This window comes from Klebsiella sp. CN_Kp073, from assembly GCF_040065495.2.
Lineage (GTDB): Bacteria > Pseudomonadota > Gammaproteobacteria > Enterobacterales > Enterobacteriaceae > Klebsiella > Klebsiella aerogenes.
The window spans coordinates 962881-988047 of the sequence record NZ_CM198051.1; the positions used below are offsets into that span (position 1 = coordinate 962881).

Sequence of the window (25167 nt, forward strand, 5' to 3'; positions counted from 1 at the left end):
ACACGACAACAGCGATTAAACCATACTGCAAAAATCGTAGAGAGAATAGCGTTAATAAATGTGCAGACGTTTCAAAGAGAGATTTTACTTATTATCGAGCAGTCGGAATTTTCCGCTCGAGTAATCAGTTAATGGATGACTAAATCGGAGTTTTTCAGCAGTTTTAGGAAGTTATCGATGTTGGCCATTCAGCCGTAACCACTTATGATACATAGATAATTCATCTTCAGGAGCTCAGGGAAATAGATGAGCCAGCTTCCGTGGTTTAGCAACTTAATAGCTACCTGTGACCTACGATTATATTTGTTGGTAAGGCCATGCGGCGCTAAAGAAGTTACCCTATGAGCGCCGCTGCTTACGAATTATCTTAACTGCTGGTAGAACAGGATAATAGCGATGGCAATCATAATCACCCCAGAAACCATGCTTACTCCCTTAGCCGCCTGCGGGCGGGCTGCCAGTACCGCGCGCGAACCGTAGCCGACCAACAGATAAATTAGCGTACAGGTCATCAGGTGCATCGCGCCCAGCGCCGACATCTGCAGCGCCAGCGGCCAACTGCCGTGCGGATCGGTAAACTGCGGTAGCAGGGCGAGGAACAACAGAAAGACTTTTGGATTAAGGCCGCTAATACATAATCCTTTCATCGCCCACGCATTCCAGCTGCCAGCCGATTGTTGCGCCGCGCCTGGCACCGCCGGATGGCGTAATATCGTAACCCCGAGCCACAGTAAATAGGCCGCGCCCGCCAGCGTGATCGCCGATAGCGCTAGCGGATGACCGGCGATTAACACCCCGACGCCAGCGACGACGATAATGGTCGCCAGTAAATGGCCTGACATCAGTCCCATCACCGCCGGAACGACGCGACGACCGTTGATACCAGCGCTAATGGCATAGGCCCAGTCGGCGCCAGGGGTAATAATCAATAGAAACGAAACTATCCAGAAGCTGGCGATCAGGCTCATTTCCATCAGCAACGCTCCGCAACGATATTAGACATCACACACTCGCAAAATTAGGTTATCGTGTGAGAAAGAATATCGACATAGAAGCGAAATGAGCTTTCAATGTTATGTTGAAAACCGACGATTAAAGAGAAAATCTTCCAAATGGATAGCATAGATCGAAAAATTCTTGCTGAGCTGCAGGCGGATGGGCGTCTGTCGATAACCGAACTGGCGGAGCGGGTGAATTTGAGCCTTTCTCCTTGCCACCGACGTCTACGCGCACTGGAGCAAGAGGGGGTAATCACCGGCTATCGCGCCAATCTCGATCCGGGAAAAATGGGGTTCAATTTTCTGGCTATCGTTTTCGCCACGTTAAAAGAGGGCGATAAGAAAGCGGTCAGCGCTTTTGAGGAGGCGGTGGCGGAGATCCCGCAGGTTGTGCTGGTGCAACGCTTGTTTGGCGATCCGGACTACCTGATGCACGTCGTCACCCGGGATCTTCCAGCCTTTCAGAAACTCTATGATGACAAACTATCGGCGATGCCGGGCGTGCAGCATTTACGCTCAACGTTGGTGATGAAGACGGTGGTGCAGGATCGTCCTTTCCCACTGGAGACGTTAAACGCTTCCCGCTAATGCCCTGTGGCAGGGCATTAGCGCTCGTATGGCGAATCACCATTTCTCATCACGCGCGTTCTGACGACCCTCACGGCGGTTGTCGCGTTTATCTACGCGACAGCTCATGTTGCTCTGTTGATCGTTTCTCACACAGTCGTGTTTTTCTTCGCGTCCACTCTGGCGCGCATCCTGACGGATATCACGGGCATCCTGGCGTTTTTCCGCGCGGTAGGTGGCGTGCGCGGTGAGCGTCGGCAGCAGCAGGACGGCGGTAAGCAGAGGCAGGATCATTTTTTTCATTGTCGGAACCTTAAATATAAAAATAAATCACGGAAGGTTATAATTGTGGTTCGTAATCTTATGTAAATCGACACAAAATGTGCTGAACTCTCCTTTTTTTAGTTTATTATTAAACAAGCTTGGTAAATTCTCATTTTATTATTCTCGTTGCTACGTATTTTAGCTTATTACGCTAAAGAGATTACGAATATGGCATCAGGGCTCATTCGCTTTAAGTATTTGCATTGATTTTTATCAACGATCCTTATTCATCCTATTGTGGCGGATATTTAGCCATGCGATGCTCGCGGCATGAGATTTTTCTCGGTCCACGCAAAGTTAAATGGAATTGTTAATAAAAGGAATATTATATGAAACGTTCAGTGATTGCTGCTGCAGTATTTTCAACCGTGCTGATGAGTGTTAATGCTTTTGCCGCGGTACCAAATGAAGAGCAGGGTGAGTTAGTTATTATTGGTAATGTTATTAATTCTTCTTGTCGTTTTGAAACCGATTATAGCAGTACAATTCAATTGGCTGATGTTGATGCCACCCGTTTTGCCGGCATGTCGGCCGGTCAAGTCTTATCCGGTAATTTCGCCACCAGTAGCGATCCATTAACTATTGTTTGCCCGGAAGGCACAGTATTGAAATCGATTGATATTAGTGGCGGGACCTATACTGCCGGCGGCATACTTAATCCTATCGCGACTACAACTTCTGCTAACGGGGTCGGTTTTAAATTAAAACTGGGTGAATCGGAGATTAATGAAAATACCATGTATGACGTCAATAATTTGCCGGGGGCGGTGACTTCTATGGGCAATGGCGTCTATCAAATGAACTTCTCTGCGCAATACGCCCGAATTAATGCCGCCACTCCGGTGACCGCCGGTGAAGTCCGCTCGGTGTTAACGATTGCCGTCTCTGCGGAGTAAGGACCTGTGCCGGCGCTTCGCCGGCAATTATTGTGCTAAGGGTGTGGTGCTATGAAACGGATTTTATTAGCAGGTTTATTTATCGCTATGCAGCCCGCGCATGCCGGAGTGGTGATTTTCGGTACCCGGGTGGTTTATCCGGCTGAGAAACAAGAAGTGGTCGTACAGTTGATGAATCATGGCGCCCGCTCTTCACTGGTGCAGTCGTGGATTGACGATGGCAATACCTCGTTGCCGCCGGAAAAAATCAACGTGCCGTTCCTGCTGTCGCCGCCGGTGGCGCGCATAGCGGGTAACTCCGGACAGCAGCTGCGAATAAAAAAATTAGCCAACAAACTTCCGCCAAACAAGGAGTCGCTGTTTTATCTCAACGTACTCGATATTCCTCCGAATACGCCAGGAAGTGAGGGGGCGAATACGCTACGGTTTGCCATGCAAAACCGTATTAAGCTTTTTTATCGTCCTAAAGGCATTGCGGCGGTAAATAAAGATACCTTTAAAAATATTTCGCTGTCTTCCCGAAAAAACGCTCTGCATATCGCCAATGGTACCGCAAATTGGCTGACGATTACTGAAGTTAAAGTCAGTAATGTTAAAGTTAATGAGCGCAGCGTGATGATTGCGCCGTTATCCAGTCAGGATGTCATTTTAAAAAATAATCTCGCCCGCCAGTATTCGCTAACGATGATTGATGATAATGGAAACTTTATTAGCGACAGGCTCAATGTAAAATAATAAATAATGGAGTTGGCCATGTTAAGGATGACGCCGCTTTCCTCAATGATATTGTTGGTTTTATTATCCGGTCAGTTGCAGGCCGCCGAAGAGACTTTTGATACCAATTTCATGATCGGCGGAATGAAAGGTGAAAAATCATCAAGCTTTCGCTTTGCGGATAATCAACCACTTCCCGGTGAATATGAATTGGATATTTACGTCAATAAGCAATGGCGTGGTAAATATCCAATCGTAGTCGCCAGTAATCCGGATGATACCTGCCTGTCATCAGCATTATTAAATCAGTTGGGAATCAAAGCGGATAGCGCGCAGATGGCAAAGGATAACCAGTGCATGACGCTAAAATCCGCGGTGCGCAGCGGTAGTTATACCTTTAATATCAATATTTTTCAGCTTGATTTAGAAATTCCGCAGGCCTACGTGGAGGATCTTGAGCGCGGCTACGTCGCGCCGGAAAGTTGGGACCGCGGCGTTAACGCGCTGTATACCTCTTATTATTTGAGCCAGTATTACAGTGACTATAAAAATAACGGCAATAACAAAAGCACCTACGCCCGCTTCAATAGCGGGCTGAACCTGTTGAGCTGGCAGTTGCACTCTGATGCCACTTACAGCAAAGTCGATAGCGGCAGCGGCGACTGGAAAAGCAATACCCTGTATCTGGAACGCGGCTTTGCGTCGATTTTAGGGACCTTGCGCGCAGGCGACATGTATACCTCTGCGGATATGTTCGATGCGGTACGCTTTCGTGGGGTTCGTCTGTTCCGCGACATGCAAATGTTGCCAAACTCAAAACAGAACTTCACGCCGATCGTGCAGGGGATTGCCCAGAGCAACGCGCTGGTAACCATTGAGCAGAACGGCTTCACCGTCTATCAGAAAGAGGTCCCGCCAGGGCCTTTCGCGATTGCTGATTTACAACTCGCCGGCGGCGGGGCGGATCTTGATGTCACTATCCGTGAAGCCGACGGCTCGGTAACCACCTACCTGGTGCCTTATTCCTCGGTACCCAATATGTTGCAGCAGGGGGTATCTAAATATGACATTGCCGCCGGGCGCAGCCATATCGAAGGCGCCAGCAATCAGGAAGACTTTATGCAGGCCAGCTATCAATATGGCCTGAACAACCTGCTGACCCTGTATGGCGGTACCATGCTAGGCACCGATTATCAGGCTTTCACTATGGGAACCGGATGGAATACCCATCTCGGCGCGATATCCGTTGACGGCACCTGGGCGCGTAGCGATCAGGATAACGGTACTTTTGAAGGACAAAGCTATCAGATTGCCTACAACAAATACCTCACCCAGACTAAAACGCGTTTCGGAATGGCGGCTTATCGCTATTCAACCAGCGACTATCGTACTTTTAACGATCATGTTTGGGCGAAGAACCGTAATAGTTATCACCATGATGATAATGATGTTTACAACATTGATGACTATTATCGCTATGATTTTGGACGTAAAAATAGTTTCTCCGCCAACATCAGCCAGTCGTTGCCGGAAGGGTTGGGGTCTTTTTCACTGAGTGCCTTATGGCGTGACTACTGGGGAAAAAGCGGCAGCAATAAAGATTATCAGCTGAGCTACTCTAATAACTGGCAGCGGGTTTCCTGGACCATTTCGGCCAGCCAGACCTATGATGAAGATCATCATGAAGATAAGCGCTTTAACCTCTTCATTTCGATTCCGCTTATCTGGGGAGAGAGCGACAGCGTACTGGCGCGTCGTTTGACGCTGTCGAATTCGACGACCTTCGATAATGACGGTTTTGCCTCCAATAACACCGGCATCAGCGGCACAGGCGGCCAGCGCGACCAGTTTGACTATGGCGTGAACTTTAGCCGTCAGCAGCAAAACCATGAAACCACCGCCGGCGGCAACCTTACCTGGAACGCGCCGCTGGCGACGCTGAGCGGCAGCTACAGTCAGTCGTCGAAATATACCCAGGCCAGCGGCAGCCTGTCAGGCGGGGTGGTGGCCTGGTCCGGCGGCGTCAATTTCGCTAACCAGCTTTCGGAAACCTTCGCCATCATTCAGGCGCCGGGCCTGGAAAATGCTTACGTCAATGGTCAGAAATATCGCACTACCAACGGTCAGGGAACGGTCATTTTCGATCACGTATTGCCTTTCCGTGAAAGTTCGCTGCTGCTGAATACCGCCAATACGCAGAGCAAAACCGAGTTGATTGGCAACCGTAAAGCGGTCGCTCCGTACCGCGGGGCGGTGGTGCTGGCGCGGTTTGATACCGATCAGCGTCAACCCTGGCTTATTCACGCCGAACGCCCGGACGGTACGCCGCTTAAATTTGGCTATGAAATTGAAGATAACGATGGACAGAATGTCGGCGTCGTCGGCCAGGGCAGCATGCTGTATATCCGCACTGATAACGTTCCGCCGTCGATTACCATCGCGGTCGATAAGCAGCAGGGCCATTACTGCACCATTACATTTAAACATACCATTGATGAAGGTAAGACCTATGTCTGCCGCTAAAAGGACGATTTTCATGAAATGGATAATTTTGCTGGTATTAAGCTTATGCTCTTTTTTAGCGCGGGCGGGGAACTGCGATGTCACCCCGGATGTTAAATCGCTGACGGTGGATGCTAGCGGTAATTACACATTTAAACCGCTGGCGGCCAGCGGCGAATTGAATGTCCAAAACAGTGATATTCAGGCCGACGGATTTCACTTTATCTGCCAAAGTCCACAAAACGTCAGCGTCTCGGTAACCTCGACGCCCCCTGAAAATAAAGACTTCTACGTGGTGGTTGGCAGTAAAACCTATGTGATGGAGTTTTCTCTCGATCCTGCAAAACTCAACGCGCTTGCGAGTGGCAACATCCGCAAAAATCAGAGTTATAACTTAGCGGATATCTTCAACAGCGTGATCGGTATTCGCTATGCGATTAAAGAAGGTACCCCTACCGGGACGCAGGTCAGGCCAGGAGAATCATTTCCGCTGCTTTACTCGATGCGTTTTGAATACTGTAAAGGCGATAAAGAATGCCATGTGATAACCATCAATTACACCTTTAACGTCACTCTGCAGATTAATATTATGACCTGCGGTTTTAATGTCCCGAACCGTCTCATCAATATGGGCGATTACAGCTACTTCGACATTAAAGAAGACAAAGCGCAATATCGCATGGAAAGCGTCGATATCGACTGTAGCCAGGACGAGTCGGCGGTATTCGAACTGACGCCGGGCAAAATTGATTATTACTTTGTCGCCGCCTCCGGCTTTGCCGGCACCAGCAAAATATTGAAGAATGACGATCAGGATGCCGCCACCGGCGCCGGCGAAGTCGGTTTTCATCTGCGCGACAGCCAGGGCGGGGAACTCCAGTACGGCAGCGGTTTCCTTTATCACTCCGACGAGGAGGCCCGGCATGGCAGCAACAACCCGATCTATCTGCAAATCAAGCCGATGAAATATGGCGAGAATATCCGCGGCGGTACGATTAAAAGCCGGGTCATTATCGTGGTGAACAATAACTAGCCCTCTGTACCGCGCGCCTTCCTTTGCGCGCGGTGTACGCGGTTTACGTGGTCGCGACCGGTTCAGGTCGCAACTGCTGCTGGCGAATACTCATTAGCGCCACCAGCGCCAGTAGCGCGAAGGCCAGCAGCATCAGCGCAATGGGGATATAGCTATCCCACATCATCAGAAAAGCCACCGCCAGCATCGGACTAATACCGCCGGAAATCACCGCCCCAATCTCATGTCCCAGCGCTAGCCCGGTGTAGCGTACCTCCACCGGAAACAGATCCACCATCAGACACGGCTGCGCGGCAATCATCGCGCCATGGCACAATGGCAACGCCAACAGCATGGCGAGCAGCATCGCCGGGAAGGTGTGCATATTCAGCAGCCAGAAGAAGGGGAAGGCGACCAGCGCCATACCTATCACGCCGATATAGTAAAGCCGCTTACGGCCAATGCGATCGGAAAGCCATCCCCAGCCGAGAATCGTGGCGATCTCCACCGTCATGGCGATGGTGACCGCCGCGATCAGGTCGCGGGTGTCGATGCCAATATGTTTGCAATAGACCACTGAAAACGTGAAGAAGATATACACCGCGCCGTTTTCCGCCAGCCGCAGGCCGATAGCCTGTAATATCGCTCGTGGATGATTTTTAAAGGCGCTGAGCACCGGTAAATGATGGGCCTCATTTTTGCTGTCGTTTTCTGCTTTGCGCGCCACGAATTCCGCGTTCTCCTGGATATTACGGCGGATATAGACGCCCACCAGAAAGATAAACAGGCTGAGCAAAAACGGAATACGCCACGCCCAGGACATCACCTCTTCCTGCGGTAGCAGCTGCACCAGATAGAATGCCAGCGAAGAAAGAACAAACCCGCCGCAGACGCCCACCTGGCTCCAGGCGGTGTAGTACCCTTTTTGGCTTTCCGGCGCGTTTTCGCTCAGCATTAATACGCCGCCGCCCCATTCACCGCCGGAAGCCACGCCCTGTACAAAGCGCAGCGTAATCAAGGCGATTGGCGCCAACACGCCGATGTGAGCGTAGGTTGGCAGCAGGCCAATTAAGAACGTACTGGCGCCCATCAGCGTCAGGGTGATGATCAGCGTCATTTTACGGCTGTAGCGATCGCCGAGATGGCCGAATATCACGCCGCCGAGCGGACGGGCGATAAAGCCGATGGCGAAACCGGAAAAGGCTAAAAATGATCCGAGCAGCGGGTCATTACTGGCGGGGAAAAACAGCGGCCCGAAGACCAGCGCCGCCGCGGTGCCATACAGGAAAAAATCGTACCATTCCAGCGAGTTGCCGAGAAAAGATCCGATGATTAATTTGCGCATAGGTTGCGCCGGGGGGACCGTTGTACCGCTCACAGCTCCAGACATAAGGTTAACTCCAGTGCAGGTGAATCAGGCGGCGCCTGCTGGCGCCGGGCGATGGGTCGGCAGGGTTTTTATGGTTATGATGAAACTTAACGGCACGACGCCATGCTAAGGGTGTGGAACTGGCGATTAAACCAGACCAGCCCGTCGCTGGGGTTGCCGAAGCGGATCTGTTTGACCTCGCAGTAAAATACGCTGTGGCTGCCCACTTCGTGGCTGTCGGCAATGACGCAGTCGCAGTTCGCCACGGCGGAAGCCAGCGCCGGTGAACCGGTCTCCAGCGCCAGCCATTCGTCGTGCAGGAAGCGTTCTTCAGAGCGGATTTGGCCATTGGCGAAAATCCCGGACAATTGCTGATGCTGACCGGAGAGCACGTTAACGCACAGCACGCCGTTGTGCTGGAATTTGCCGTGCGCGAAGGACGAGCGGTTCATACATACCAGCAGCGTCGGCGGCGAATCCGTCACGCTACACACCGCCGAAGCGGTAAAGCCGAAGCGGCCCGCCGGGCCATCGGTGGTAATGATGGTGATCGCGCTGCCCAGCTGCGCCATGGCATTACGAAAATCAGATGTCAGGTTCATAGTAATACCCGTTATTTCAGTTTGACGTATTCGAAGCCTTCAATAACCAGCCGCGGGGTTTTAGCCCGCGAACAGCACAGCAGGATCTGGTCGTTATCTTCGCGTTCTTCTTCGGTTAAATACTCGTCGCGGTGGTCAGGTACGCCGCTACAAACGTTGGCGAGGCAGGTGCCGCAGACGCCCTGTTGGCAGGAGACTTTCACTTTGATGCCGGCTTTTTGCAGCGCGGCGACGATGGTCTCGTTTTCGCCGACGGTAACGCTAAGGTTGAGTTCCGGAACCTCAACCTCAAAACTGCCGCCGCTGGTTTCTACCTCGCGGTTGAAATACTCCTGATGCAGCCGCTCCGCGCTGAAACCGCACCCCTGAGCCGTTTCATTAATCCACGCCATAAAACCCTCCGGACCGCAAACGTACAGGTGACCGGCGGCGGCGTGAGGCGTCAGGAGTTCCTGAGGGCGGATCCTGCCGTTTTCATCGCTGATATGTAGCTGAACCTGGGCGCTAAAGTGGCAATCCGCCAGCTCGGCCAGAAACGCCATTCCCTCACGGCTGTGGCCGCAGTAATGCACTTCGAAGGATTTCCCGGCGCGAAATAGCGTATCGGCCATCGCCAGCATCGGCGTGATGCCAATGCCGCCGCCGATCAGAATGGTATGAGGCGCCGACATCTCCAGCGCGAACAGGTTGCGCGGGGGGCTAATTTGCACCTCGTCGCCGGGCTGTAAAGCGTGCGCCGCCAGCGAACCGCCGCGCGAGGCGCGATCTTTGAGGATCCCCAACCGATAGCGCTGCGGGTGATGGGCGCTGCCGCACAGCGAATACTGGCGCACGATGCCATCGCCAAGATGCAGATCGATATGCGCCCCGGCGCTAAACGAGGGCAGGGGAGCGCCGTCCGGCGAGGCCAGCGTCAGGACTACCACCTCGGCTCCCTGAATTTCGCGTTCTGTGACGCGTACAGTCAATGTTTCAGCCATAGTTTTTCTCCACCCGCGAAGGGCTTAACGCATATAAATGCCGCCGTTGATGTCCCAGGTCGCGCCGGTGATAAAGGTGGCGGAGGGCGCCGCCAGCAGTTCTACCGCGCGGGCGACCAGCAGCGGATCGCCAAGCCGCTTCATCGGGATCATCTCCAGCAGCGCCGGCATTTTCTCTTCCGGCACCGCGGCGCGAACGGAAGGAAGATCCAGCGGCCCCGGCGCAATCGCGTTGACGCTCACCCCGTCGTTGCTCAGGGCGCGGGCGAAGACTTTGGTCAGCGTAATAATGCCGCCCTTGGAGGCTGCATAGTGGGCGCCGGAGGCGGTGCCGCCGTTTTGCCCGGCCAGCGACGCGAGGTTAATAATGCTGCCCCGCTGGCGCTGGCTGAAATAGCGGCCGATGGTCTGGCAGCCGACAAAGGTACCGCGCAGATTGGTGCTGGTGACGCGATCGAACTCCTCCACGTCGATCTCCATGATCGGTGTGGTCAGGGTTAAGGCGGCGTTGTTGACCAGCACGTCGAGTTCGCCGAAGCGTGCGCGGATCTGCGCCAGCGCGTCGCTGAACTGTTGCGGCTGGCGAATATCCAGCGCCAGCGGCAGCAGCCGCTGCTGGCTGGGATCGATCTCCTGGGCGCTACGGGTGACCGCATCGAGGTTGAGATCCGCCATCGCCACCTGATAGCCCTGTTGCCAGAGATGGCGGCTAATAACCAGCCCGAGGCCGTTGGCCGCGCCGGTAATAAGTACGCTACGTGTCATAAAGTCCTCACAGGATGTAGCCAATGCTATGCAGGTAATCGTCGCCGTTAATCAGGCGCACGACCTTTTGCAGGATGCGGAAACTGTCGCCCTCCGGCGCCAGCGTCCAGGTGACGTCAGCGGCGTAGTGCTGTTCATTGCCCTTGCGGTACTCGTAAAGGAATTGGGCGCAGCGTACTTCGACGACCTCATCGCTGGCGCTGAGCAGGCGATAACGGCCGCTCATGCGGATAGTGCGCGCGCGCGGGGTGGTGGAGATCGATTCGCCGCTGTATAAACGCTGCACGCGTTTTTCCCGCATCTCGTGGTTGTCGTAGGCGTAGTTGAGCACGTTGGCGAAATCGGTGGTCTGCTGGTCGATGGGAATGATGTACATTCCCTCGGTGCGCCACAGCGCCAGCCATTCACGAAATTCGCCTTGATCGAGCAGGTCCGCTTCCAGGTTAATAAACTGAATGGCGGCGTTGAGGATAGGTGATGTGTTCATTATTGCCCCCGATTGTCAGCGGTCATGTACTTTTTCCATTGTTGATAAGCGGCGCGCATGCCGGTTTCGGCGCTGACGTCGCTGCGCAGGCCGTCTGCGGTGCGGACTTCGCCGGGCAGGCCGCGATTGAGCATGATCCACAGATCGTCGCCCGCGCCGCCGCCGCGCTGAACGCGTTCCCAGGCCTCTGAATCATCGGGGGTGCCAAAGCCCATCGGCCCCTGGAAGTGTTCGTGCAGCCGCAGGCGCGCCTGGTTGGCGATCGTCGGGCCATCCTTCATGGTCAGCACCATGTGATGAATTTCCGTCTCTTTTACCGACACGGGTTGCAGCACGCGGAAGAAGGCCATTGAACAGGCGACATTGGGGAACAGGTTAAGGTTAAAACCGCTGCCGCCCACCGCGCGTACGATGCGCCGCACCTGCTGCTCGTCGTGGCCTTCCTCGCGCAGGGCCTGGGCCAGCTCGCTAAAGCGCTCCGGGATTGGCGCATCGAGATTGGCTTCCAGATCGATAAGCTCGGGGATCATCACCATCACGCTGTGGCCGTTGCCGAGATCTTCCACGAAACCTTTGCCGTCGACGAAGTTGAGCATCTCTTCGGTCTGTTTATCGACCGAGCTTAAAAACGACTTATGGACGATAGGGAAGTGATAGCCGTCGGTGGTATTTTCCAGCTGGATTTTCCAGTTGCCGGGAAAGCGAAAACGGTGCGCGGTGGTAGCCTGCAGCGCGTAGCCAGCCCCCTGTTTCATGAACAGATCCATCCATTTCATCGCCGGGCCGAGGAAGTCGGTCAGCGGTTCAATGTCGTGGTTGAAGCTGGCGAAAATCATTCCGGCGTAGCTTTCAACGCGCAGGCGCACCATGCCGAGCTCAGATTTGTTCAGCGTATCGCCGTAGCTCTCCGGATGTGGTACCCCGCGCAGCGCGCCGTCGAGGCCATAGCCCCAGCCGTGATACGGGCAGGTAAAACCGTTCGTTTTCCCGCTGCGATGTTCGCAAACGGTGGCGGCGCGGTGGCGGCAGCGGTTGAGCAGCACGTTGATATTGCCTTTGCGATCGCGTACGACGATCACCGGCTGGGTACCCACCATCGAGGATTTATAGCTGCCGGCGTCAGGGATTTCGCTCTCGTGGGCGACCCACACCCAGGTACGGTTAAAAATGTTGTCGATCTCGAGGTCGAAAATTTCCTCGGAAGTATAGAGACAGGTATGGACCCGGTCGCTTTGCACCAGTGCCGCCAGCGTTTCGGCGGTATGGCGGGTATCGATATTTTTTACCGGAATACATTCAGACATTGTCACTCTCCACATATCTCTTTTAATGACCATCAGGCACCGGTAAATCGGCGAGCGAATGCCAGTCAGCTACCGGGCGGCTAAATAAATTACGGGTGGTAAAATGATGAATTAACCACTGTTGATCTTGTTTAATAAATTCAATAACGAGCTCCGCGCTATTTAAATGCGAGCCGCCACGGCGAAATGTCGAAGCCTGCAGCATTTTCCAGCGACCAACCGCGTGGTTATTTTCGCCAACGCAAATATGCTCGGCCGTTAAATAATGTACGTTAATGGCGAAGTGTGACGGTTCGCTAATATAAGCGTTCATCATCCCGACGATCGCCGCTCTGCCGCAATGGCGCCCGAGCTTTTGTTGATATAATTCGCCGATACCTTCCCAAATAGCCGTTTCGCTAAATAGCGCGCCAATTTGCCGGGCGGTATCCGGATGCGTCAGGTCATCACAGAGATGCATATACTGGCTGATGGCGTTTCGGATCTGCACTACGGCTTCCAGCTTCTCCAGGCGTTGCAGCATTTCTTCATTCATTGCCGGCTCCGTGTTGACTTATAAATAGCCGGGCTGCGGCGAGTGGCCGAAGAACATATTGCCGGCGTTGATGTAGGTCAGCTCGCCCATAAAGGCGTGCTGGGTGATGACCATGGAGTCGCGGGCATAGCGCTGCAGCGGGCTACGCATTGAAATGCCCGGCATCCCGGCCAGTTTCAGCGCGCGGGTGGTAACCGACGCAGAAACTCGGGTAATGTGGGTGGAAGAGAGGCGCATGGCGTTAATCCGCTCTTCTCCCGGTTCATCGCCGCGCAGAATCGCCTGCCAGACGTCGTCGATGGCGTCATAGAACCAGCAGCGCGCCGAACGCAGTTCCGCTTCGCAGTGGGCGATTTCCATCTGCGCGAATTGACGATCCGCCAGGCACGGCGCGCCGGTGACCGAGCTCTGGCGTTCGGCAATGGCGTAAATTTCCGATAACGCCGCGCGGGCGATACCCAGCGCCACCACCGACAGTACCTGAGTGGCCAGCGACAGTACCGGGTAGCGATACAAAGGGCCTTCGAGGTTAAGTTCGCCGCCGCGAATAAAGGTCCACTCCTGCGGCACGAAGGCATTATTCAGCACTACGTCATGGCTGCCGGTACCGGAGAGGCCGACCGTATTCCAGACCGGATCGATGGTGAACTCCCCGGCGGGTAGCACCGCGATGCGCGGCAGCGGACGATCGCTGCCGTCATCGGTCAGAATGCCCACGCCGATAAGTTCGGCGCCGCTGCAGCCGCTGGCGAAGCTCCAGCGTCCGCTGACGCGGTAGCCGCCATCCTGAGTCGTCGCCTTTTGCGGCGGGAAGATCCCACCGGCAAAGACGATATCCGGTCCGTGGCGGTAAAGCTCATCGAGACTGCTCGGCGGCAGGCCGCCAAGATAAAATGGATTCATGCCGAAACTCGCCACCCAGCCGGCGGATCCGTCCGCCGTTGAGAGCGTTTCAATTAACTGGCAAAATTCCGCCGGCGAGATTTCATCGCCGCCGTAGCGTTTTGGCACCAGCGCGCGATAAACACCAATCTTTTTAAAGCGGGAAATAATATCCGCCGGGATATATTTCTGCTGCTCGAATTCCTCGCTGCGCTTTTTAATATCCTCGAGTAATTCGGCAAACTCTATTGTCGTGGCGTGCAGGGTCTTTTCCGCACGCGAAGTTGCAGAGGGGTTTAACATGCGATTTAGCCTCTTCCAGTTAATGAAAGTACGGTTTTATTATTTTAATTTTTCCAGCAAATACTCAGCGTAATTAAGTAAATCGAACTCTTTATTTTTATTGGCGATTAATTGCAGCGCCACCGGGCGATGATTAATTTCGCCAAGCGGCAGACTCAGGGCCGGATGGCCGCTTAAATTAAATGGGCGCACCAGACGAGTCAGGTTGACCACCTTGAGCGAATCCGCCGCTTCTTCCAGCGTTGGCGGACATTCCGGCAGGGTCGGCAGCAGAATCAGCGGTGTTTTCGCCAGTTGAGCATCCACCGCGGCGCTAAATTGTTGACGCACGCTTTCCGCAGCCTGCCGCTGCTGAGGGCCGATTTCCGCGCCGGCGCGGATCCGCTGGGCGACGTCCGGCGCCAGATTCGGCGCGTTGATAATGCTGTGAAACGCCAGCCAGTTTTCCTGGCTTATCACCGTAAGCCCGGCCTGATGCGCTTCGTTGAATCCCGGCAGTTCAGCGCGAGTCCATGCCAGGCCCGCTTGCTGCAGACGTGAGACGATCAGTTGCTCAATTTCCGGCGTTGCCGTGCCCGCCAGATAGCTTATCGCGGGTGCTTCCCGGCGCGCAGGAGGAGCCGGTTCCCTCAGCGCTTTTGCCAGCGCCTGACGCAATGTGGCGATATCGCGGGCGAACAGGCCGACGCAGTCTAGTGAACTTTCCGTCGGCATGACGCCTGCGCGGCTCAGACGGCCAAAGCTCGGCTTCAGGCCAGCCACGCCGCAGCAGGCCGCGGGCATCCGCACCGAGCCGCCGGTATCGGTGCCGACGGCGAAGTCGACTTCACCGGCCGCGACCACGGCGGCAGAGCCGCTGGACGAACCGCCGGGGATTAACTGCGGATAATGCGGATTGCGTGGCGTACCGCTATGCGGGTTGATGCCGGTGACGCCAAAGGCCAGCTCGTGCAGGGTGGTTTTTCCGCGCAGCTGACAGCCGTTATCCAGCAGCGCCTCGACTACGGCGGCATGGCGGACGGCGGGCGGCGCATCCTGCAATACCGGGCTGCCGGCGCGGGTCGGAAAACCGGCAATATCGAGACTGTCTTTAACTGCGAACGTCAGCTCGCCGTCGCCAAGGGTAAAGCGCGAGATAAACCCGGATTGTGCGTTTTCTGTCTCTGTACGATGTTCAGTAACCATGTTTCACATCTCCGTGAGGGTGATAATTACCGCGCGAAATGACTAAAAAACGACCCGCTGGCGTTTGAGGTAATCTTGTCAGTAAAACTTGAAATTTCAAGTAAATTGTTGCCCGTTTTTTACATCGTAATTGAGGATAAGATGATGCTATGAAGGAGGGGGTGTTTTTTAACTGATTGATTTAAATCATTAAAATGTGATGTATAAATTTTAATCTCTTGAAGGGCGTCACAAAAATAAATGAAAAATATAAGTTAAAAAAATGATAAAAAAGTGTGCGAAAAACGCAGGGAGGGCAAAACAAAAGCAATAACCATTTATGGAAAATGGTTATTGGTGCAGGGGATTAGTCATCGAGGTTGTGCAGAATGAGCGCCAGCACCTGGTTCATCTTTTTTTCTTGCGCCGGGGTGATGCCCTTGAAGGCTTTAGTAAACACGGTTTCCGCTAACGCCCGGGCTTCGGCTACCTTGGCTTCACCGGCGGCGGTGAGTTCTGCTTCGGTGACCCGGCCATCGCTGACGCTAACGTGGGTCGTCAGCAGGCCGTCATCGCGCAGGCGGCCAACAATTTTGGTCACCGTCGGCATCTTGCTAACAGCATATTCGGTGATCCGCGAAATACTGGCGCGGTGGTATTGGTGCACCAGCATCAGTACGCGGAAACGGGAAAGGTCGATGTCGATTTTTTTGAGCTCGATTTCCATTAATTGGGTATAACGGGCGTAAACGTTAACCACCCAAAAAAAGGGGAACTCTTCTTTATGAAAGCGGCTTTCGTGGCTCTCTGGCGGGGTCGAAGAGTGAGTCTTATCCACAAGCATCTCCTTGCCTGACGACGATAGAATGTGCAGATGGTATGCGTATTTGCCGGTTATTGCAAAACGCAATACGCCAGCAACATAGCCTTGCGATTCAGTAGCGACGACTCTCAGTGAGTCGCAGGTAAGTCATCGTAATAAGACCTAATCGTCGGCTAGTGCTCATCCTCAAGCAGGCGCATAAACACCCGCAGCGCTTCGTCTAACTGCTGAAGTTGGGTCTCTGAAAGCCCTGCCAGCAGTTGTCGCTCATTCGCCACGTGGGTGGCAACCGCCTCATCGATCAGCGCTCGTCCCGCTGGCGTCAACGCCACCAGCATGCTGCGGGCATCCTGAGGATTCGCTAAACGAGCGATCAACCCCCGTTTTTCCAGCGCCTTAAGGCGATGGGTCATCGTGCCGGAAGTAATCATCAGCGTCGAAAAGAGCTGGGTCGGCGACAGCACGAATGGCTCGCCGGCGCGGCGCAGCGTCGCCAGCATGTCGAACTCCCAACGTACCAGCCCATGTTTAACAAACGCCGCCTCCACCCGCGGCTCCAGCAGCATGGCGCAGCGCTTGAGGCGGCCAATTGGCCCCATTGGGCTGCAATCCAGATCCGGGCGCTCGCGCTGCCATTGGGCGAGAATGCGGTCAACGGCATCCGTTGGCGGTAATTTGTCCATGTGTGCTCACTTATCTTGATATCAAGATATTTATCGATACATACTTGCTACACAATTTAACTTGATATGAAGATAAAATCATGGCCTTTTTTACTCGTCATCTGGCGGTCGATCTGCTGCTGACCGCACTGGCTCCCGCTATCTGGGGGACCACCTATATCGTTACTTCGCAGTTCCTACCGCCGGACCGTCCTTTTATCGCCGCGCTGCTGCGGGTGTTGCCCGCCGGGATTGCGTTGTTACTGTGGAGCCGTCAGTTTCCGCAGCGCGGTGAGTGGTGGAAGCTGGTCATTACCGGAATATTAAATATCGGCGCCTTTCAGGCGCTGCTGTTTATCGCCGCCTACCGGCTGCCCGGCGGGCTGGCGGCGGTGATCGGCGCGATTCAGCCGCTGCTGGTGATGCTGCTTGCCTGGTGCGTGGATCGTCAGCGTTCGCCGTGGCTGGCGGTGGTATCCGCCTGCGCCGGGATCATCGGTATGGCGATGTTGCTGCTTTCTCCGCGCACGGTGCTGGATTCGTTAGGTATTGGCGCCGCTTTTCTTGGCGCCGTCAGTATGGCGCTGGGCACCTGGCTGTCGCGGCGCTGGGCGTTATCGCTGCCGGTCGTGGCGATGACCGGCTGGCAATTGTTGATTGGCGGGATCGTGTTACTGCCCATCGCGCTGCTGGTGGATCCGCCGTTGTACAACATCACTCTATTACAGGCGGCAGGTTATGTCTGGCTGTGTGTGGCCGGGGCGATGCTGGCCTATGGTTTATGGTTTCGCGGTATCAGCAGATTGTCGCCGGTGGCGGTATCGGCAATGAGCCTGCTTAGCCCGGTGACGGCGGTGCTGTTGGGGTGGATATTTCTCGGGCAGAAAATTGAGGGGATGGCGCTGGCAGGGCTGATTGTGGTGCTGGCGAGTGTGCTCTCTATTCAGCGCGCGCTGGCGAAACGTTGACGTAAAAAAGCCCCATAAAGGGGCTCGACATTGCCGTGTTTTGTTACGTGGCGGGAGCCAGACCAGCCGTCCTGAGACGACCTGTCCGGCAGCTCCCTCTGCGACCATTCGGTTATTTAGACAGTTCCGCCGTCATGTGTACCTGATTACCGGTATAGGCTTCGGTAATGTGGTAAGAGGCGCCCTGATCTTTAGCGATAGCAGCGATTTTTGCTTCTGCGTTGTCCAGGGTATCAGAGGTCACGCTCACCGGGTGAGCCGCGAAGCTTGCGAAAGAAACCAGAGACAGCATACCAGCAGCAGCAAGTAATTTTACGTTTTTCATGGTGTTTATCCTTTTAACTTTTATGGTGGAAAGCGTTGTGCTTTCGATGGGTTTATAATAAGCCTGCTAACTATAACGTACGTTGCAAAAAGTGCGATTTAGATCACATTTTTATGACGGCTGGATGACCAATGATTGACGTTTTATTAAAAATATAATTAAAAACAATTAGTTATAATTCATCGCTGATACTAATGGTTTCCTTCGCTTCGCGTTTTATCCTCGCCAAATTTGGGTTTGATATTGATTGCGTGAATGGTTTGGTCGTTTTCTGGCTTGTCACGCCGGCGATACTTCGCCCGCTGGCGAAGCATTGATTGCGAACGACGCGCTACAGTGCGGCTTTATTCGTTACTGGAGGAAAAAACCATGATTGCGGTACTCTTTGAAGCACAGGTCACGCCAGCGCAGCAGGAACGATATCTCGCGCTGGCGGCGCAATTGAAACCGCTGCTGGAGACCATCGACGGCTTTATCGCCATCGAGCGTTTTCAAAGCCTCAGTGCGCCGGGAAAGATATTGTCGCTGTCGTGGTGGCGGGACGAACAGGCGGTGACGGCCTGGAAGCGCAATATTTGTCATCAGGCGGCGCAGCGGGAAGGGCGGGAGTCTATCTTTGCTGATTATCAGATTCGCGTGGCGCAGGTACTGCGTGAATACCAGATGCAGAGTTCACGTTCTGCGTAACCAATATTAAGCGGAGGCACTATGTTGCACCCTGCGGTTGTCATTGATGATGACGAAGCGCTGGCCGTCGCGATGGCGGCGGTTGCCTCGGCGATGGCTGATCCTTCACGAGTGAAAATACTCTGCGCGCTAATGGATGGCCGGGCATGGACGGCGACTGAGCTCTCCGTCGCGGCGGATATTTCGCCGTCGACTGCCAGCGCGCATCTTAGCCGGTTAGTCAGCAGTCGCTTACTGATCTGCCTGGCGCAAGGGCGGCATCGCTACTATCGCCTGGCGGGCGGCGATGTCGCCGGATTGCTGGAAAATATGATGACCATGGCCGGAAAAAGCGCTGTGCCGTTGACTACGCGTACGCCGGGAACGCTGCGTATGGCGCGTACCTGCTACGATCATCTGGCGGGCGAGGTAGCCGTCGCCATCTATGATTTTCTGCAACAGCAAGCCTGGCTTACGGCAAATGGCGCAGCGCTTACTGCGGCGGGGAAGGCGAATTTCGCCCGCTTAGGCATAGCGTGTGATAACGGATCCCGCCGCAAAGCCTGCTGCGCCTGCCTCGACTGGAGCGAGCGCCGTTTTCATCTGGGTGGTGCCGCGGGCGCTGCCTTGTTGCAGTGGGGCGTGCAAAAAGGTTGGTTCACGCTGGTGCCCGGCTACCGCGAAGTGACAATTAGCGAACCCGGTAAGCGAGCGCTGCGTCAACATTTTGCTCTGGCGTTGTAGGCCCGGCGACGGTATGCCCGTTCAGCAGTGATTCATATTGACGATTTGCTTATGCATCACCTGCGAGCTATTAATTCCCAACTTTTTCATGATGTGAATGCGATGGCTGTGCACCGTCTTATGGTCGATATTGAGCAGCGAGGCAATTCGCTTATTGTTATTGCAGGCGATAATAAGTTCCAGTACCTGCAGCTCTCTGGCCGTCAGCTTTCGCTGCGTGCGCAAATACCGGGACTGCGGGTTTTCATCCTGCGTTCTGGTAATTGCCGAAAATGCGTCTAAGGAAGATTTTTCCGTCAGGATTAACAGGTTTTCCAGATCTATTAATTCCCGGCACAGATTGGCGATATCGCTTTTTACCATCAATACCAACAATGTACAGCGCGAGAAATGAAAGCGCAGTTTGTTGAGTAATACGACCGTATCGGCAGCGGATATATCCTTGTGGATCATATTGAGGATCACCGTCTCAGCCAGGGGCGCGACGCCCCCTTGTACGATGTCCTGATAACTGGCCTGGGTGATATCCTGGTGAATATCGCTCAGATAATCGTGAATAGATTGGCCAATGATATTGTCGTCGGTGTACAGCAAGATATTGTTCAAGGGCATTAAACTCTCTTCTTCCGCTTGGCTTCCAGAATCAAATCGATCAGCGTTTTTTCTATTTTCTTCCTGTCGTCGCTGCGGCGGAACTTAAACTGACAGGAAATCTGATAGTAGTTTTCCTGATTCTTCTCTTCGCTATCCAGCGTGACCATCGCCACGTTCTTGATAACCAGATCAACGGTGATTTCGCCATATTCCGCCAGAGACAGAATGGCGTTTTTCAACGTTGAGTTGTTGGCCAGGAATTTCAGGTTTGGACTTTGCGCAATCAGCGCGCAGCCGCCATCAGAAATATCTTTGATATCAAAAGCATAGTTTTCGCCATTTTTATGGCGGCCATGACAAAAGAAATCATTCTCATCGCGCAAACGAAATCTGGGATCTCGTCGTCTTTGTACAACCTGGATGCATTCTGGTAACGCAAATGCCACCTTATTGCTATTCTCCGCGCCGCCAGCGGAATTCTTCTGCCGCTGGGAGGTGAACTCGATCTTTCCTGAATCGCTATGCAGAATAAATTTGAATTTATTCCCCGCCGGGATTTTGCTCTCGCTGCGGATATGGAATTCAGCAAAATCGACACGCGCAATCTGAGTACTGATGCTTTTGTTATTAAAGAAAATTTCTATCTCTGTTTGCTTTCTCTGTTCCTCTCTGAAAATAGCAATGATTTCATACTTACTGGTTTTTATCGTTCCCTCTATCATGGGTAATCCTTGTTGAATCGTTACTGTGCATAGTTAATTTTTTTTACAGCAATAGCGACATACTGATTATGTTAACCAGATGTTTTTGTGAACGTTCGATGATATTGACTATCTTTGTGGCCAAATTGATTTGTATAAACGTCGAAGCCGATATTGTTTTTTCCTGTAATCAAGAGTGTTAACAAAAACCATAGAACAATACAAACGACAACAGCCTCCCAATTAGGAGGCCTAAGAAATAACGTAACTCAATGCAATTTATAAGGTTATTGCCCGGATAAGGAATCAGCAAAACCCGATTTGTAGGATATATAGTGCCAGCAGAGATGGCCTAATTCCAGCTTAATATTAAGGGGATAACCCTTTACGACAAACGCCGTAAAGGGGGGAGTTGACGCCATCAGCCGGTGATGTTATCCAGCGTCGCCAGCGCCTCGACGGGCAGAGAAAGCGTCGCGGCGGCGAGATTTTCCCGTAAATGCGCCACCGATGAGGTGCCCGGAATCAGCAAAATATTCGGTGAGCGCTGTAGTAGCCACGCCAGCGCCACCTGCATCGGCGTGGCGTTGAGCCCGGCGGCAACCTCGTTAAGTTCCCGCGCCTGTAGCGGCGTAAAACCACCCAGCGGGAAGAACGGCACGTAGGCGATGTTTTGCTGCGCCAGCGCGTCGATTAACGCGTCGTCACCGCGGTTAGCGATGTTGTATTGGTTTTGCACGCAGACGATGGGGGTCAGCTTCTGCGCATCGGCGACCTGTCTGGCGGTGACGTTACTCAGACCGATGTGGCGAATCAGACCGCGGGCTTTTAGTTCCAGTAAGGTCGTTAGCGGTTCTTCCAGCGAGCCTTCCACCGGGCCGTGGGTGCCGAGCATACTGCGTAAATTCACTACCTCCAGCCTCTCCAGGCCGAGGTTACGCAGGTTATCTTCGACGGCCTGGGTGAGTTCCGCCGGCGACATCGCCGGTAGCCAGTTGCCTTTCTCATCGCGGCGGGCGCTGACTTTGGTAACGATACACAGATCATCGCCATAGGGATGCAGCGCCTGACGAATCAGCTGATTGGTGATGTGCGGGCCGTAGAAATCGGAGGTATCGATATGATTCACCCCGGCGGCGACGGCTTCTTGCAGAACGCGAATGGCGGCGTCAGGATCTTTTGGCGGGCCAAATACGCCGGGGCCGGCGAGCTGCATGGCGCCGTATCCAAGCCGGTAAACCTGACGGTCGCCTAAGGTCGCGACCCCGGATAATGTTACGTTGGACATAATGACTCCCTCCGATGATAGGCAAGGAGTAAGTGTAATCCCGTCAGGGAGAGGTAATGGGCGAGAATGTTGGCAGAACGTGCGGCGACGCTGAGGGCGTCGCCGCAGGAGAGATTTAACTGAAGAACATCACCGAGACGCAGAGCAGGCCGACGATCAAGGTAATGAGATTACCCAGTGAACGATAGGGCTTGAGCGCCGGGATAATGTAGGTCGACAGCGTCGGCATGATGAACAGAATCATGGCGATAAGCGGGCCGCTGATGGCGTAAATCATCGAGATGGCGTTCGGATTGATAAAGCAGACGATGAAAGTCAGCGCCGAGACCAGCATAATCGACATGGCGCGGTTAAAGGCGCGGCTCTTGCGAATACCGAGCTGGCCGAGAGACGTTTTAACGATCTCGCTGGCGCCTTCGATCACCCCAAAATAGGTGCCGAGGAACGATTTCGACATCGCGACCACCGCGACGATAATGCCGGTCACCGCCAGCCAGCCCGGCGCGCCCGGCGCCATGGAGAGCGCAGAGAGAATCGTCACCCCTTCATTACGCGCGGCTTCGATGTACGGTAGCGGAATGGACAGCAGGCAACTGAAGACAAAAAACAGCACGCTGGCGCAGATGATGGTGTAGGCCACCTTCATGATTTTTTTGCATTTACCCATGGCCAGCTCACCATATTTCTCCTGCTGATCGATAGCGAAGGTCGAAATAATCGGCGTATGGCTAAAAGCGAAAACCATCACGGGAATTGAGATCCAGATTTGGTGCCAGGTCTTTGCGTTCAGCTGCATCTGGCTGGTGAGATGTTCCGGTTGCCAACTGCCAATCAGGTAGATGGAGAGGAACAGGAAACAGCCAATCAGCGGGAAGACGAGGAATCCCATCACTTTGATGGTCATATGGCGCCCCATCAGGAAGATCAGATTCAGTACCAGCACCACGGCAAGGCTCAGCAGGGCGCGTACCCCAGGGGTCATCGCCACGTGTCTCGCCAGTTGTTCCGCCAGCGAATTAGTGATCGCCACGGCGTAGATCAGGATCACCACGAAGAAGGCGAGAAAGTACAGGCTGGTGATCAGATTGCCGACTTTTTTGCCGTAGTAATGATTGACCGCGCCGGTGATCCCTTCACCGGCAGCCACTTTGGCCGACAGGATGAATTGACACAGTGCTTTGTGCGGCCAGTAGGTTAACGGCCAGGCAACCAGAGCGGTGAGGAACAGCACGATGGCGCCGGCCGAACCGAGTTGAATCGGCAGGAATAGGGTGCCGGCGCCTACGGCAGTGCCATATAGAGCAAAACTCCATAGAGTTTCTTCTTTAGACCAAATTTTAGACATTATGCGAATTTATCAACCGTATAACCCAAAAAAAGGAGTGCAATTTACCACATTTATGAATCGTTTGCGGTGATAGTTTTCGGTGATAAATAAACCCGCGGATCGCCAAAGGGTTAGACGATCCGCGCGATCGAGAACGTTAATTATTCGGCAGACTCTGCGGCTGGCGATACTTCAGGACGCGCACGCGCAGCGTATCCCACGCCCAGTTAAAGAACATGGTGTAGGGCAGGAAGAACAGCATAAAGCCGATTTCCAGCATAAATGCCTGCACCAGCGACACGCCGAGTACCAGCGCGACAACGGTGACGCCGATGATGATAAAGCCGCACTCAAAGCCGATGGCATGCAGCGCGCGCACCCGCAACGTACGCGCCAGGCGTGAAACCGGCCACAGACGGTCGAAGGCGGCGTTATAGATCAGGTTCCAGACCATCGCCATGGTGGCGAGCAAAATGGCCAAGCCGCCCATTTCGACCACCGATCGCTGCATTAACCAGGCCGCGGTCGGGGCCAGAATTAACGTGGCGAGGCCTTCAAAGCTCACCGCGTGGAGTACGCGTTCCAGTAGCGTCTTATGTTGCAGGTTATTGGTTTTCATTTTGGGATACCTCTTGTTAGTTCTGTCATCCAGATTTACCCGGCATTTTATGGAAAAATGTGATAAACAAAAGATAGATTCCATCGATAAAGTAGATAGGTTATGCACTATTCTCCCGAAGCTCTTACCGCCTTTGTAGAAGCCGCCGCCAGCGGTTCGTTCTCCGCCGCCGCCCGGCGGATGCGTAAAAGCCAATCCACCATCAGTACCGCGATTTCGAATCTTGAAACCGACCTGGGGTTAACTCTGTTCGATCGTTCCACTCGCCAGCCGACGCTAACCGCGCAGGGCGAGCAGGTGCTGGGCTATGTGAAAGCAATACTGGCCGCCAGTTCGCGGCTGGATGAGCTCGCCAGTTCGTTATCGGGTAATACCGAACCGCGGTTGACCTTCGTCTTGTCGGATACCCTGCACCCGGATGTACTGGAGGATTTGCTGGAACAGTTCGATCGGCGTTTTCCGCATACCGAGTTTGAATGCCTGATTGGCGAAGACGAAGATGTGGTGGATCTACTGCAAAAGGAGCGTGCGCAGGTGGGGCTTATCGAAGCCAGGGACAGTTATCCGATGGAGATCGGCAGCATGCGCTTACCGTTGCAAACGGCGATGGGGATTTATGTTGCGCCGGGGCATCCGCTGGCCGGTCAGGGGCGGGTTTTCTGGGATGATCTGCACGGCTGGCGTGAACTGCGGCTTAGCACTTATCTTGAGAGCGCGCCGGATCCCTCGCGCGGCCAGGTATGGTCGGCGCCCAACTATTTGCTGCTGCTGAGTATGGCGGTTCAGGGCTTTGGCTGGTGTATTTTGCCCTGCGCGCTGGTGGAAGAGTTCGCCGGTAGCGGCAAGCTTAAAGCGTTGAATATCGCCGGCTGGCCGCGGTCGATCTCGGTGGATCTGTTATGGAACAAGCGTACGCCGCTGGGGGAAGCGGGCAGCTGGCTGCGCCAACATCTTGAAGGGCAAGGCCGCGAGTCGTGACGGCGAACTTTGTGAACCGCCTCACTTTTTTTAAACAATTGCGAAATTTTTTGATAACAATTCTCTAC

Annotated in this window: 28 protein-coding genes; 9 read left to right on the forward strand and 19 right to left on the reverse strand. The window is 53.9% G+C overall.

The genetic code is table 11. The features are described from left to right. Window positions 1-362: 362 nt before the first annotated feature. Window positions 363-974, reverse strand: coding sequence for a LysE family translocator (locus ABLV66_RS04710; protein ID WP_047078948.1), 612 nt, complete (start codon window positions 972-974; stop codon window positions 363-365). Window positions 975-1112: 138 nt separating this feature from the next. Here ABLV66_RS04710 and ABLV66_RS04715 point away from each other — a divergent pair, with 138 nt between their 5' ends. Beyond that, the gene (locus ABLV66_RS04715; RefSeq protein ID WP_348876488.1) at window positions 1113-1586 is read left to right on the forward strand and encodes an Lrp/AsnC family transcriptional regulator; all 474 of its coding nucleotides are present in this window, start codon (window positions 1113-1115) and stop codon (window positions 1584-1586) included. Between the two features lie 36 nt (window positions 1587-1622). Here the strand turns inward: ABLV66_RS04715 and ABLV66_RS04720 are convergent, their stop codons facing one another. Next, the gene (locus ABLV66_RS04720; RefSeq protein ID WP_063415450.1) at window positions 1623-1868 is read right to left on the reverse strand and encodes a hypothetical protein; all 246 of its coding nucleotides are present in this window, start codon (window positions 1866-1868) and stop codon (window positions 1623-1625) included. 350 nt (window positions 1869-2218) lie between these two features. On the opposite strand from ABLV66_RS04720, the gene ABLV66_RS04725 reads away from it, so the two are divergent. From ABLV66_RS04725 to ABLV66_RS04740, 4 genes are read left to right on the forward strand one after another with little or no spacing between them, the layout of a single operon-like run. Beyond that, window positions 2219-2785, forward strand: a complete 567-nt coding sequence (locus ABLV66_RS04725) for a fimbrial protein (protein WP_348876491.1) — start codon at window positions 2219-2221, stop codon at window positions 2783-2785. A gap of 51 nt (window positions 2786-2836) precedes the next feature. After that, the gene (locus tag ABLV66_RS04730; protein WP_047044161.1) at window positions 2837-3520 is read left to right on the forward strand and encodes a fimbria/pilus periplasmic chaperone; all 684 of its coding nucleotides are present in this window, start codon (window positions 2837-2839) and stop codon (window positions 3518-3520) included. 18 nt (window positions 3521-3538) lie between these two features. Next, a complete protein-coding gene (locus tag ABLV66_RS04735; protein ID WP_348876493.1) occupies window positions 3539-6022 on the forward strand; it encodes a fimbrial biogenesis outer membrane usher protein in 2484 nt (827 codons plus the stop codon). 13 nt (window positions 6023-6035) lie between these two features. Next, window positions 6036-7034 carry a fimbrial protein gene (locus ABLV66_RS04740; protein WP_047078950.1) on the forward strand — a complete coding sequence of 333 codons (999 nt, stop codon included), beginning with the start codon at window positions 6036-6038 and terminating at the stop codon, window positions 7032-7034. 43 nt (window positions 7035-7077) lie between these two features. Here the strand turns inward: ABLV66_RS04740 and ABLV66_RS04745 are convergent, their stop codons facing one another. The 11 genes from ABLV66_RS04745 to ABLV66_RS04795 form a co-directional block, all read right to left on the reverse strand. Beyond that, the gene (locus ABLV66_RS04745; protein ID WP_047044168.1) at window positions 7078-8358 is read right to left on the reverse strand and encodes an MFS transporter; all 1281 of its coding nucleotides are present in this window, start codon (window positions 8356-8358) and stop codon (window positions 7078-7080) included. 131 nt (window positions 8359-8489) lie between these two features. Then, entirely contained in the window at window positions 8490-8984 is a 495-nt protein-coding gene (locus tag ABLV66_RS04750; RefSeq protein WP_015703350.1) for a flavin reductase, read from the reverse strand. 11 nt (window positions 8985-8995) lie between these two features. Further along, window positions 8996-9964: a PDR/VanB family oxidoreductase gene (locus ABLV66_RS04755; RefSeq protein ID WP_045396606.1), complete on the reverse strand. Its 969-nt coding sequence runs from the start codon at window positions 9962-9964 to the stop codon at window positions 8996-8998. A 24-nt stretch (window positions 9965-9988) separates the two neighbouring features. Beyond that, the gene (locus ABLV66_RS04760) at window positions 9989-10729 is read right to left on the reverse strand and encodes an SDR family NAD(P)-dependent oxidoreductase (RefSeq protein WP_047044170.1); all 741 of its coding nucleotides are present in this window, start codon (window positions 10727-10729) and stop codon (window positions 9989-9991) included. 7 nt (window positions 10730-10736) lie between these two features. Beyond that, window positions 10737-11216 carry an aromatic-ring-hydroxylating dioxygenase subunit beta gene (locus ABLV66_RS04765; protein WP_045396614.1) on the reverse strand — a complete coding sequence of 160 codons (480 nt, stop codon included), beginning with the start codon at window positions 11214-11216 and terminating at the stop codon, window positions 10737-10739. Continuing rightward, complete coding sequence (locus ABLV66_RS04770) at window positions 11216-12520, reverse strand: aromatic ring-hydroxylating oxygenase subunit alpha (RefSeq protein WP_348876494.1); 1305 nt, start codon at window positions 12518-12520, stop codon at window positions 11216-11218. The genes ABLV66_RS04765 and ABLV66_RS04770 overlap by 1 nt, the downstream gene beginning before the upstream one ends. A gap of 22 nt (window positions 12521-12542) precedes the next feature. After that, the gene (locus tag ABLV66_RS04775) at window positions 12543-13055 is read right to left on the reverse strand and encodes a nuclear transport factor 2 family protein (protein WP_047065297.1); all 513 of its coding nucleotides are present in this window, start codon (window positions 13053-13055) and stop codon (window positions 12543-12545) included. 18 nt (window positions 13056-13073) lie between these two features. Further along, a complete protein-coding gene (locus tag ABLV66_RS04780; protein ID WP_063416381.1) occupies window positions 13074-14240 on the reverse strand; it encodes an acyl-CoA dehydrogenase family protein in 1167 nt (388 codons plus the stop codon). A 39-nt stretch (window positions 14241-14279) separates the two neighbouring features. Continuing rightward, window positions 14280-15425 (reverse strand): amidase, encoded by a 1146-nt coding sequence (locus ABLV66_RS04785; RefSeq protein WP_063416383.1) that lies wholly within the window; start codon window positions 15423-15425, stop codon window positions 14280-14282. Window positions 15426-15771: 346 nt separating this feature from the next. Beyond that, window positions 15772-16248 carry a MarR family winged helix-turn-helix transcriptional regulator gene (locus tag ABLV66_RS04790; protein ID WP_045373865.1) on the reverse strand — a complete coding sequence of 159 codons (477 nt, stop codon included), beginning with the start codon at window positions 16246-16248 and terminating at the stop codon, window positions 15772-15774. 152 nt (window positions 16249-16400) lie between these two features. Continuing rightward, complete coding sequence (locus ABLV66_RS04795) at window positions 16401-16910, reverse strand: MarR family winged helix-turn-helix transcriptional regulator (RefSeq protein WP_047078955.1); 510 nt, start codon at window positions 16908-16910, stop codon at window positions 16401-16403. An 80-nt stretch (window positions 16911-16990) separates the two neighbouring features. Here ABLV66_RS04795 and ABLV66_RS04800 point away from each other — a divergent pair, with 80 nt between their 5' ends. Continuing rightward, entirely contained in the window at window positions 16991-17857 is an 867-nt protein-coding gene (locus tag ABLV66_RS04800; RefSeq protein ID WP_045396634.1) for an EamA family transporter, read from the forward strand. 112 nt (window positions 17858-17969) lie between these two features. Here the strand turns inward: ABLV66_RS04800 and ABLV66_RS04805 are convergent, their stop codons facing one another. Next, complete coding sequence (locus tag ABLV66_RS04805) at window positions 17970-18182, reverse strand: YdgH/BhsA/McbA-like domain containing protein (protein WP_015369896.1); 213 nt, start codon at window positions 18180-18182, stop codon at window positions 17970-17972. Window positions 18183-18551: 369 nt separating this feature from the next. Between ABLV66_RS04805 and ABLV66_RS04810 the strand changes: the two genes are divergently transcribed. Both ABLV66_RS04810 and ABLV66_RS04815 read left to right on the forward strand, forming a co-directional pair. Continuing rightward, a complete protein-coding gene (locus ABLV66_RS04810) occupies window positions 18552-18869 on the forward strand; it encodes an antibiotic biosynthesis monooxygenase family protein (RefSeq protein WP_032709056.1) in 318 nt (105 codons plus the stop codon). A 21-nt stretch (window positions 18870-18890) separates the two neighbouring features. Next, window positions 18891-19592 carry an ArsR/SmtB family transcription factor gene (locus ABLV66_RS04815; RefSeq protein ID WP_047044179.1) on the forward strand — a complete coding sequence of 234 codons (702 nt, stop codon included), beginning with the start codon at window positions 18891-18893 and terminating at the stop codon, window positions 19590-19592. A gap of 21 nt (window positions 19593-19613) precedes the next feature. Here ABLV66_RS04815 and ABLV66_RS04820 read toward each other — a convergent pair whose 3' ends face one another. The 5 genes from ABLV66_RS04820 to ABLV66_RS04840 form a co-directional block, all read right to left on the reverse strand. Beyond that, the gene (locus tag ABLV66_RS04820) at window positions 19614-20198 is read right to left on the reverse strand and encodes a helix-turn-helix transcriptional regulator (RefSeq protein ID WP_512174153.1); all 585 of its coding nucleotides are present in this window, start codon (window positions 20196-20198) and stop codon (window positions 19614-19616) included. Window positions 20199-20203: 5 nt separating this feature from the next. Then, window positions 20204-20908 (reverse strand): flagellar brake protein, encoded by a 705-nt coding sequence (locus tag ABLV66_RS04825; RefSeq protein ID WP_045396640.1) that lies wholly within the window; start codon window positions 20906-20908, stop codon window positions 20204-20206. Between the two features lie 400 nt (window positions 20909-21308). After that, entirely contained in the window at window positions 21309-22175 is an 867-nt protein-coding gene (locus ABLV66_RS04830) for an aldo/keto reductase family oxidoreductase (RefSeq protein WP_047078956.1), read from the reverse strand. Between the two features lie 115 nt (window positions 22176-22290). Beyond that, entirely contained in the window at window positions 22291-23520 is a 1230-nt protein-coding gene (locus tag ABLV66_RS04835) for an amino acid permease (protein WP_015369902.1), read from the reverse strand. Between the two features lie 139 nt (window positions 23521-23659). Further along, window positions 23660-24121, reverse strand: a complete 462-nt coding sequence (locus tag ABLV66_RS04840) for a multidrug/biocide efflux PACE transporter (RefSeq protein WP_045396647.1) — start codon at window positions 24119-24121, stop codon at window positions 23660-23662. A 102-nt stretch (window positions 24122-24223) separates the two neighbouring features. Here ABLV66_RS04840 and ABLV66_RS04845 point away from each other — a divergent pair, with 102 nt between their 5' ends. After that, window positions 24224-25099 (forward strand): LysR family transcriptional regulator, encoded by an 876-nt coding sequence (locus tag ABLV66_RS04845; RefSeq protein ID WP_015369904.1) that lies wholly within the window; start codon window positions 24224-24226, stop codon window positions 25097-25099. The last annotated feature ends 68 nt before the right edge of the window (window positions 25100-25167 follow it).

Excerpts from the sequence above, each read along its gene's own strand:
- ABLV66_RS04710 (WP_047078948.1), bottom strand. The coding sequence starts at position 974 with ATGGAAATGAGCCTGATCGCCAGCTTCTGGATAGTTTCGTTTCTATTG.
- ABLV66_RS04715 (WP_348876488.1), top strand. The coding sequence starts at position 1,113 with ATGGATAGCATAGATCGAAAAATTCTTGCTGAGCTGCAGGCGGATGGG.
- ABLV66_RS04720 (WP_063415450.1), bottom strand. The coding sequence starts at position 1,868 with ATGAAAAAAATGATCCTGCCTCTGCTTACCGCCGTCCTGCTGCTGCCG.
- ABLV66_RS04725 (WP_348876491.1), top strand. The coding sequence starts at position 2,219 with ATGAAACGTTCAGTGATTGCTGCTGCAGTATTTTCAACCGTGCTGATG.
- ABLV66_RS04730 (WP_047044161.1), top strand. The coding sequence starts at position 2,837 with ATGAAACGGATTTTATTAGCAGGTTTATTTATCGCTATGCAGCCCGCG.
- ABLV66_RS04735 (WP_348876493.1), top strand. The coding sequence starts at position 3,539 with ATGTTAAGGATGACGCCGCTTTCCTCAATGATATTGTTGGTTTTATTA.
- ABLV66_RS04740 (WP_047078950.1), top strand. The coding sequence starts at position 6,036 with ATGAAATGGATAATTTTGCTGGTATTAAGCTTATGCTCTTTTTTAGCG.
- ABLV66_RS04745 (WP_047044168.1), bottom strand. The coding sequence starts at position 8,358 with ATGCGCAAATTAATCATCGGATCTTTTCTCGGCAACTCGCTGGAATGG.
- ABLV66_RS04750 (WP_015703350.1), bottom strand. The coding sequence starts at position 8,984 with ATGAACCTGACATCTGATTTTCGTAATGCCATGGCGCAGCTGGGCAGC.
- ABLV66_RS04755 (WP_045396606.1), bottom strand. The coding sequence starts at position 9,964 with ATGGCTGAAACATTGACTGTACGCGTCACAGAACGCGAAATTCAGGGA.
- ABLV66_RS04760 (WP_047044170.1), bottom strand. The coding sequence starts at position 10,729 with ATGACACGTAGCGTACTTATTACCGGCGCGGCCAACGGCCTCGGGCTG.
- ABLV66_RS04765 (WP_045396614.1), bottom strand. The coding sequence starts at position 11,216 with ATGAACACATCACCTATCCTCAACGCCGCCATTCAGTTTATTAACCTG.
- ABLV66_RS04770 (WP_348876494.1), bottom strand. The coding sequence starts at position 12,520 with ATGTCTGAATGTATTCCGGTAAAAAATATCGATACCCGCCATACCGCC.
- ABLV66_RS04775 (WP_047065297.1), bottom strand. The coding sequence starts at position 13,055 with ATGAATGAAGAAATGCTGCAACGCCTGGAGAAGCTGGAAGCCGTAGTG.
- ABLV66_RS04780 (WP_063416381.1), bottom strand. The coding sequence starts at position 14,240 with ATGTTAAACCCCTCTGCAACTTCGCGTGCGGAAAAGACCCTGCACGCC.
- ABLV66_RS04785 (WP_063416383.1), bottom strand. The coding sequence starts at position 15,425 with ATGGTTACTGAACATCGTACAGAGACAGAAAACGCACAATCCGGGTTT.
- ABLV66_RS04790 (WP_045373865.1), bottom strand. The coding sequence starts at position 16,248 with ATGCTTGTGGATAAGACTCACTCTTCGACCCCGCCAGAGAGCCACGAA.
- ABLV66_RS04795 (WP_047078955.1), bottom strand. The coding sequence starts at position 16,910 with ATGGACAAATTACCGCCAACGGATGCCGTTGACCGCATTCTCGCCCAA.
- ABLV66_RS04800 (WP_045396634.1), top strand. The coding sequence starts at position 16,991 with ATGGCCTTTTTTACTCGTCATCTGGCGGTCGATCTGCTGCTGACCGCA.
- ABLV66_RS04805 (WP_015369896.1), bottom strand. The coding sequence starts at position 18,182 with ATGAAAAACGTAAAATTACTTGCTGCTGCTGGTATGCTGTCTCTGGTT.
- ABLV66_RS04810 (WP_032709056.1), top strand. The coding sequence starts at position 18,552 with ATGATTGCGGTACTCTTTGAAGCACAGGTCACGCCAGCGCAGCAGGAA.
- ABLV66_RS04815 (WP_047044179.1), top strand. The coding sequence starts at position 18,891 with ATGTTGCACCCTGCGGTTGTCATTGATGATGACGAAGCGCTGGCCGTC.
- ABLV66_RS04825 (WP_045396640.1), bottom strand. The coding sequence starts at position 20,908 with ATGATAGAGGGAACGATAAAAACCAGTAAGTATGAAATCATTGCTATT.
- ABLV66_RS04830 (WP_047078956.1), bottom strand. The coding sequence starts at position 22,175 with ATGTCCAACGTAACATTATCCGGGGTCGCGACCTTAGGCGACCGTCAG.
- ABLV66_RS04835 (WP_015369902.1), bottom strand. The coding sequence starts at position 23,520 with ATGTCTAAAATTTGGTCTAAAGAAGAAACTCTATGGAGTTTTGCTCTA.
- ABLV66_RS04840 (WP_045396647.1), bottom strand. The coding sequence starts at position 24,121 with ATGAAAACCAATAACCTGCAACATAAGACGCTACTGGAACGCGTACTC.
- ABLV66_RS04845 (WP_015369904.1), top strand. The coding sequence starts at position 24,224 with ATGCACTATTCTCCCGAAGCTCTTACCGCCTTTGTAGAAGCCGCCGCC.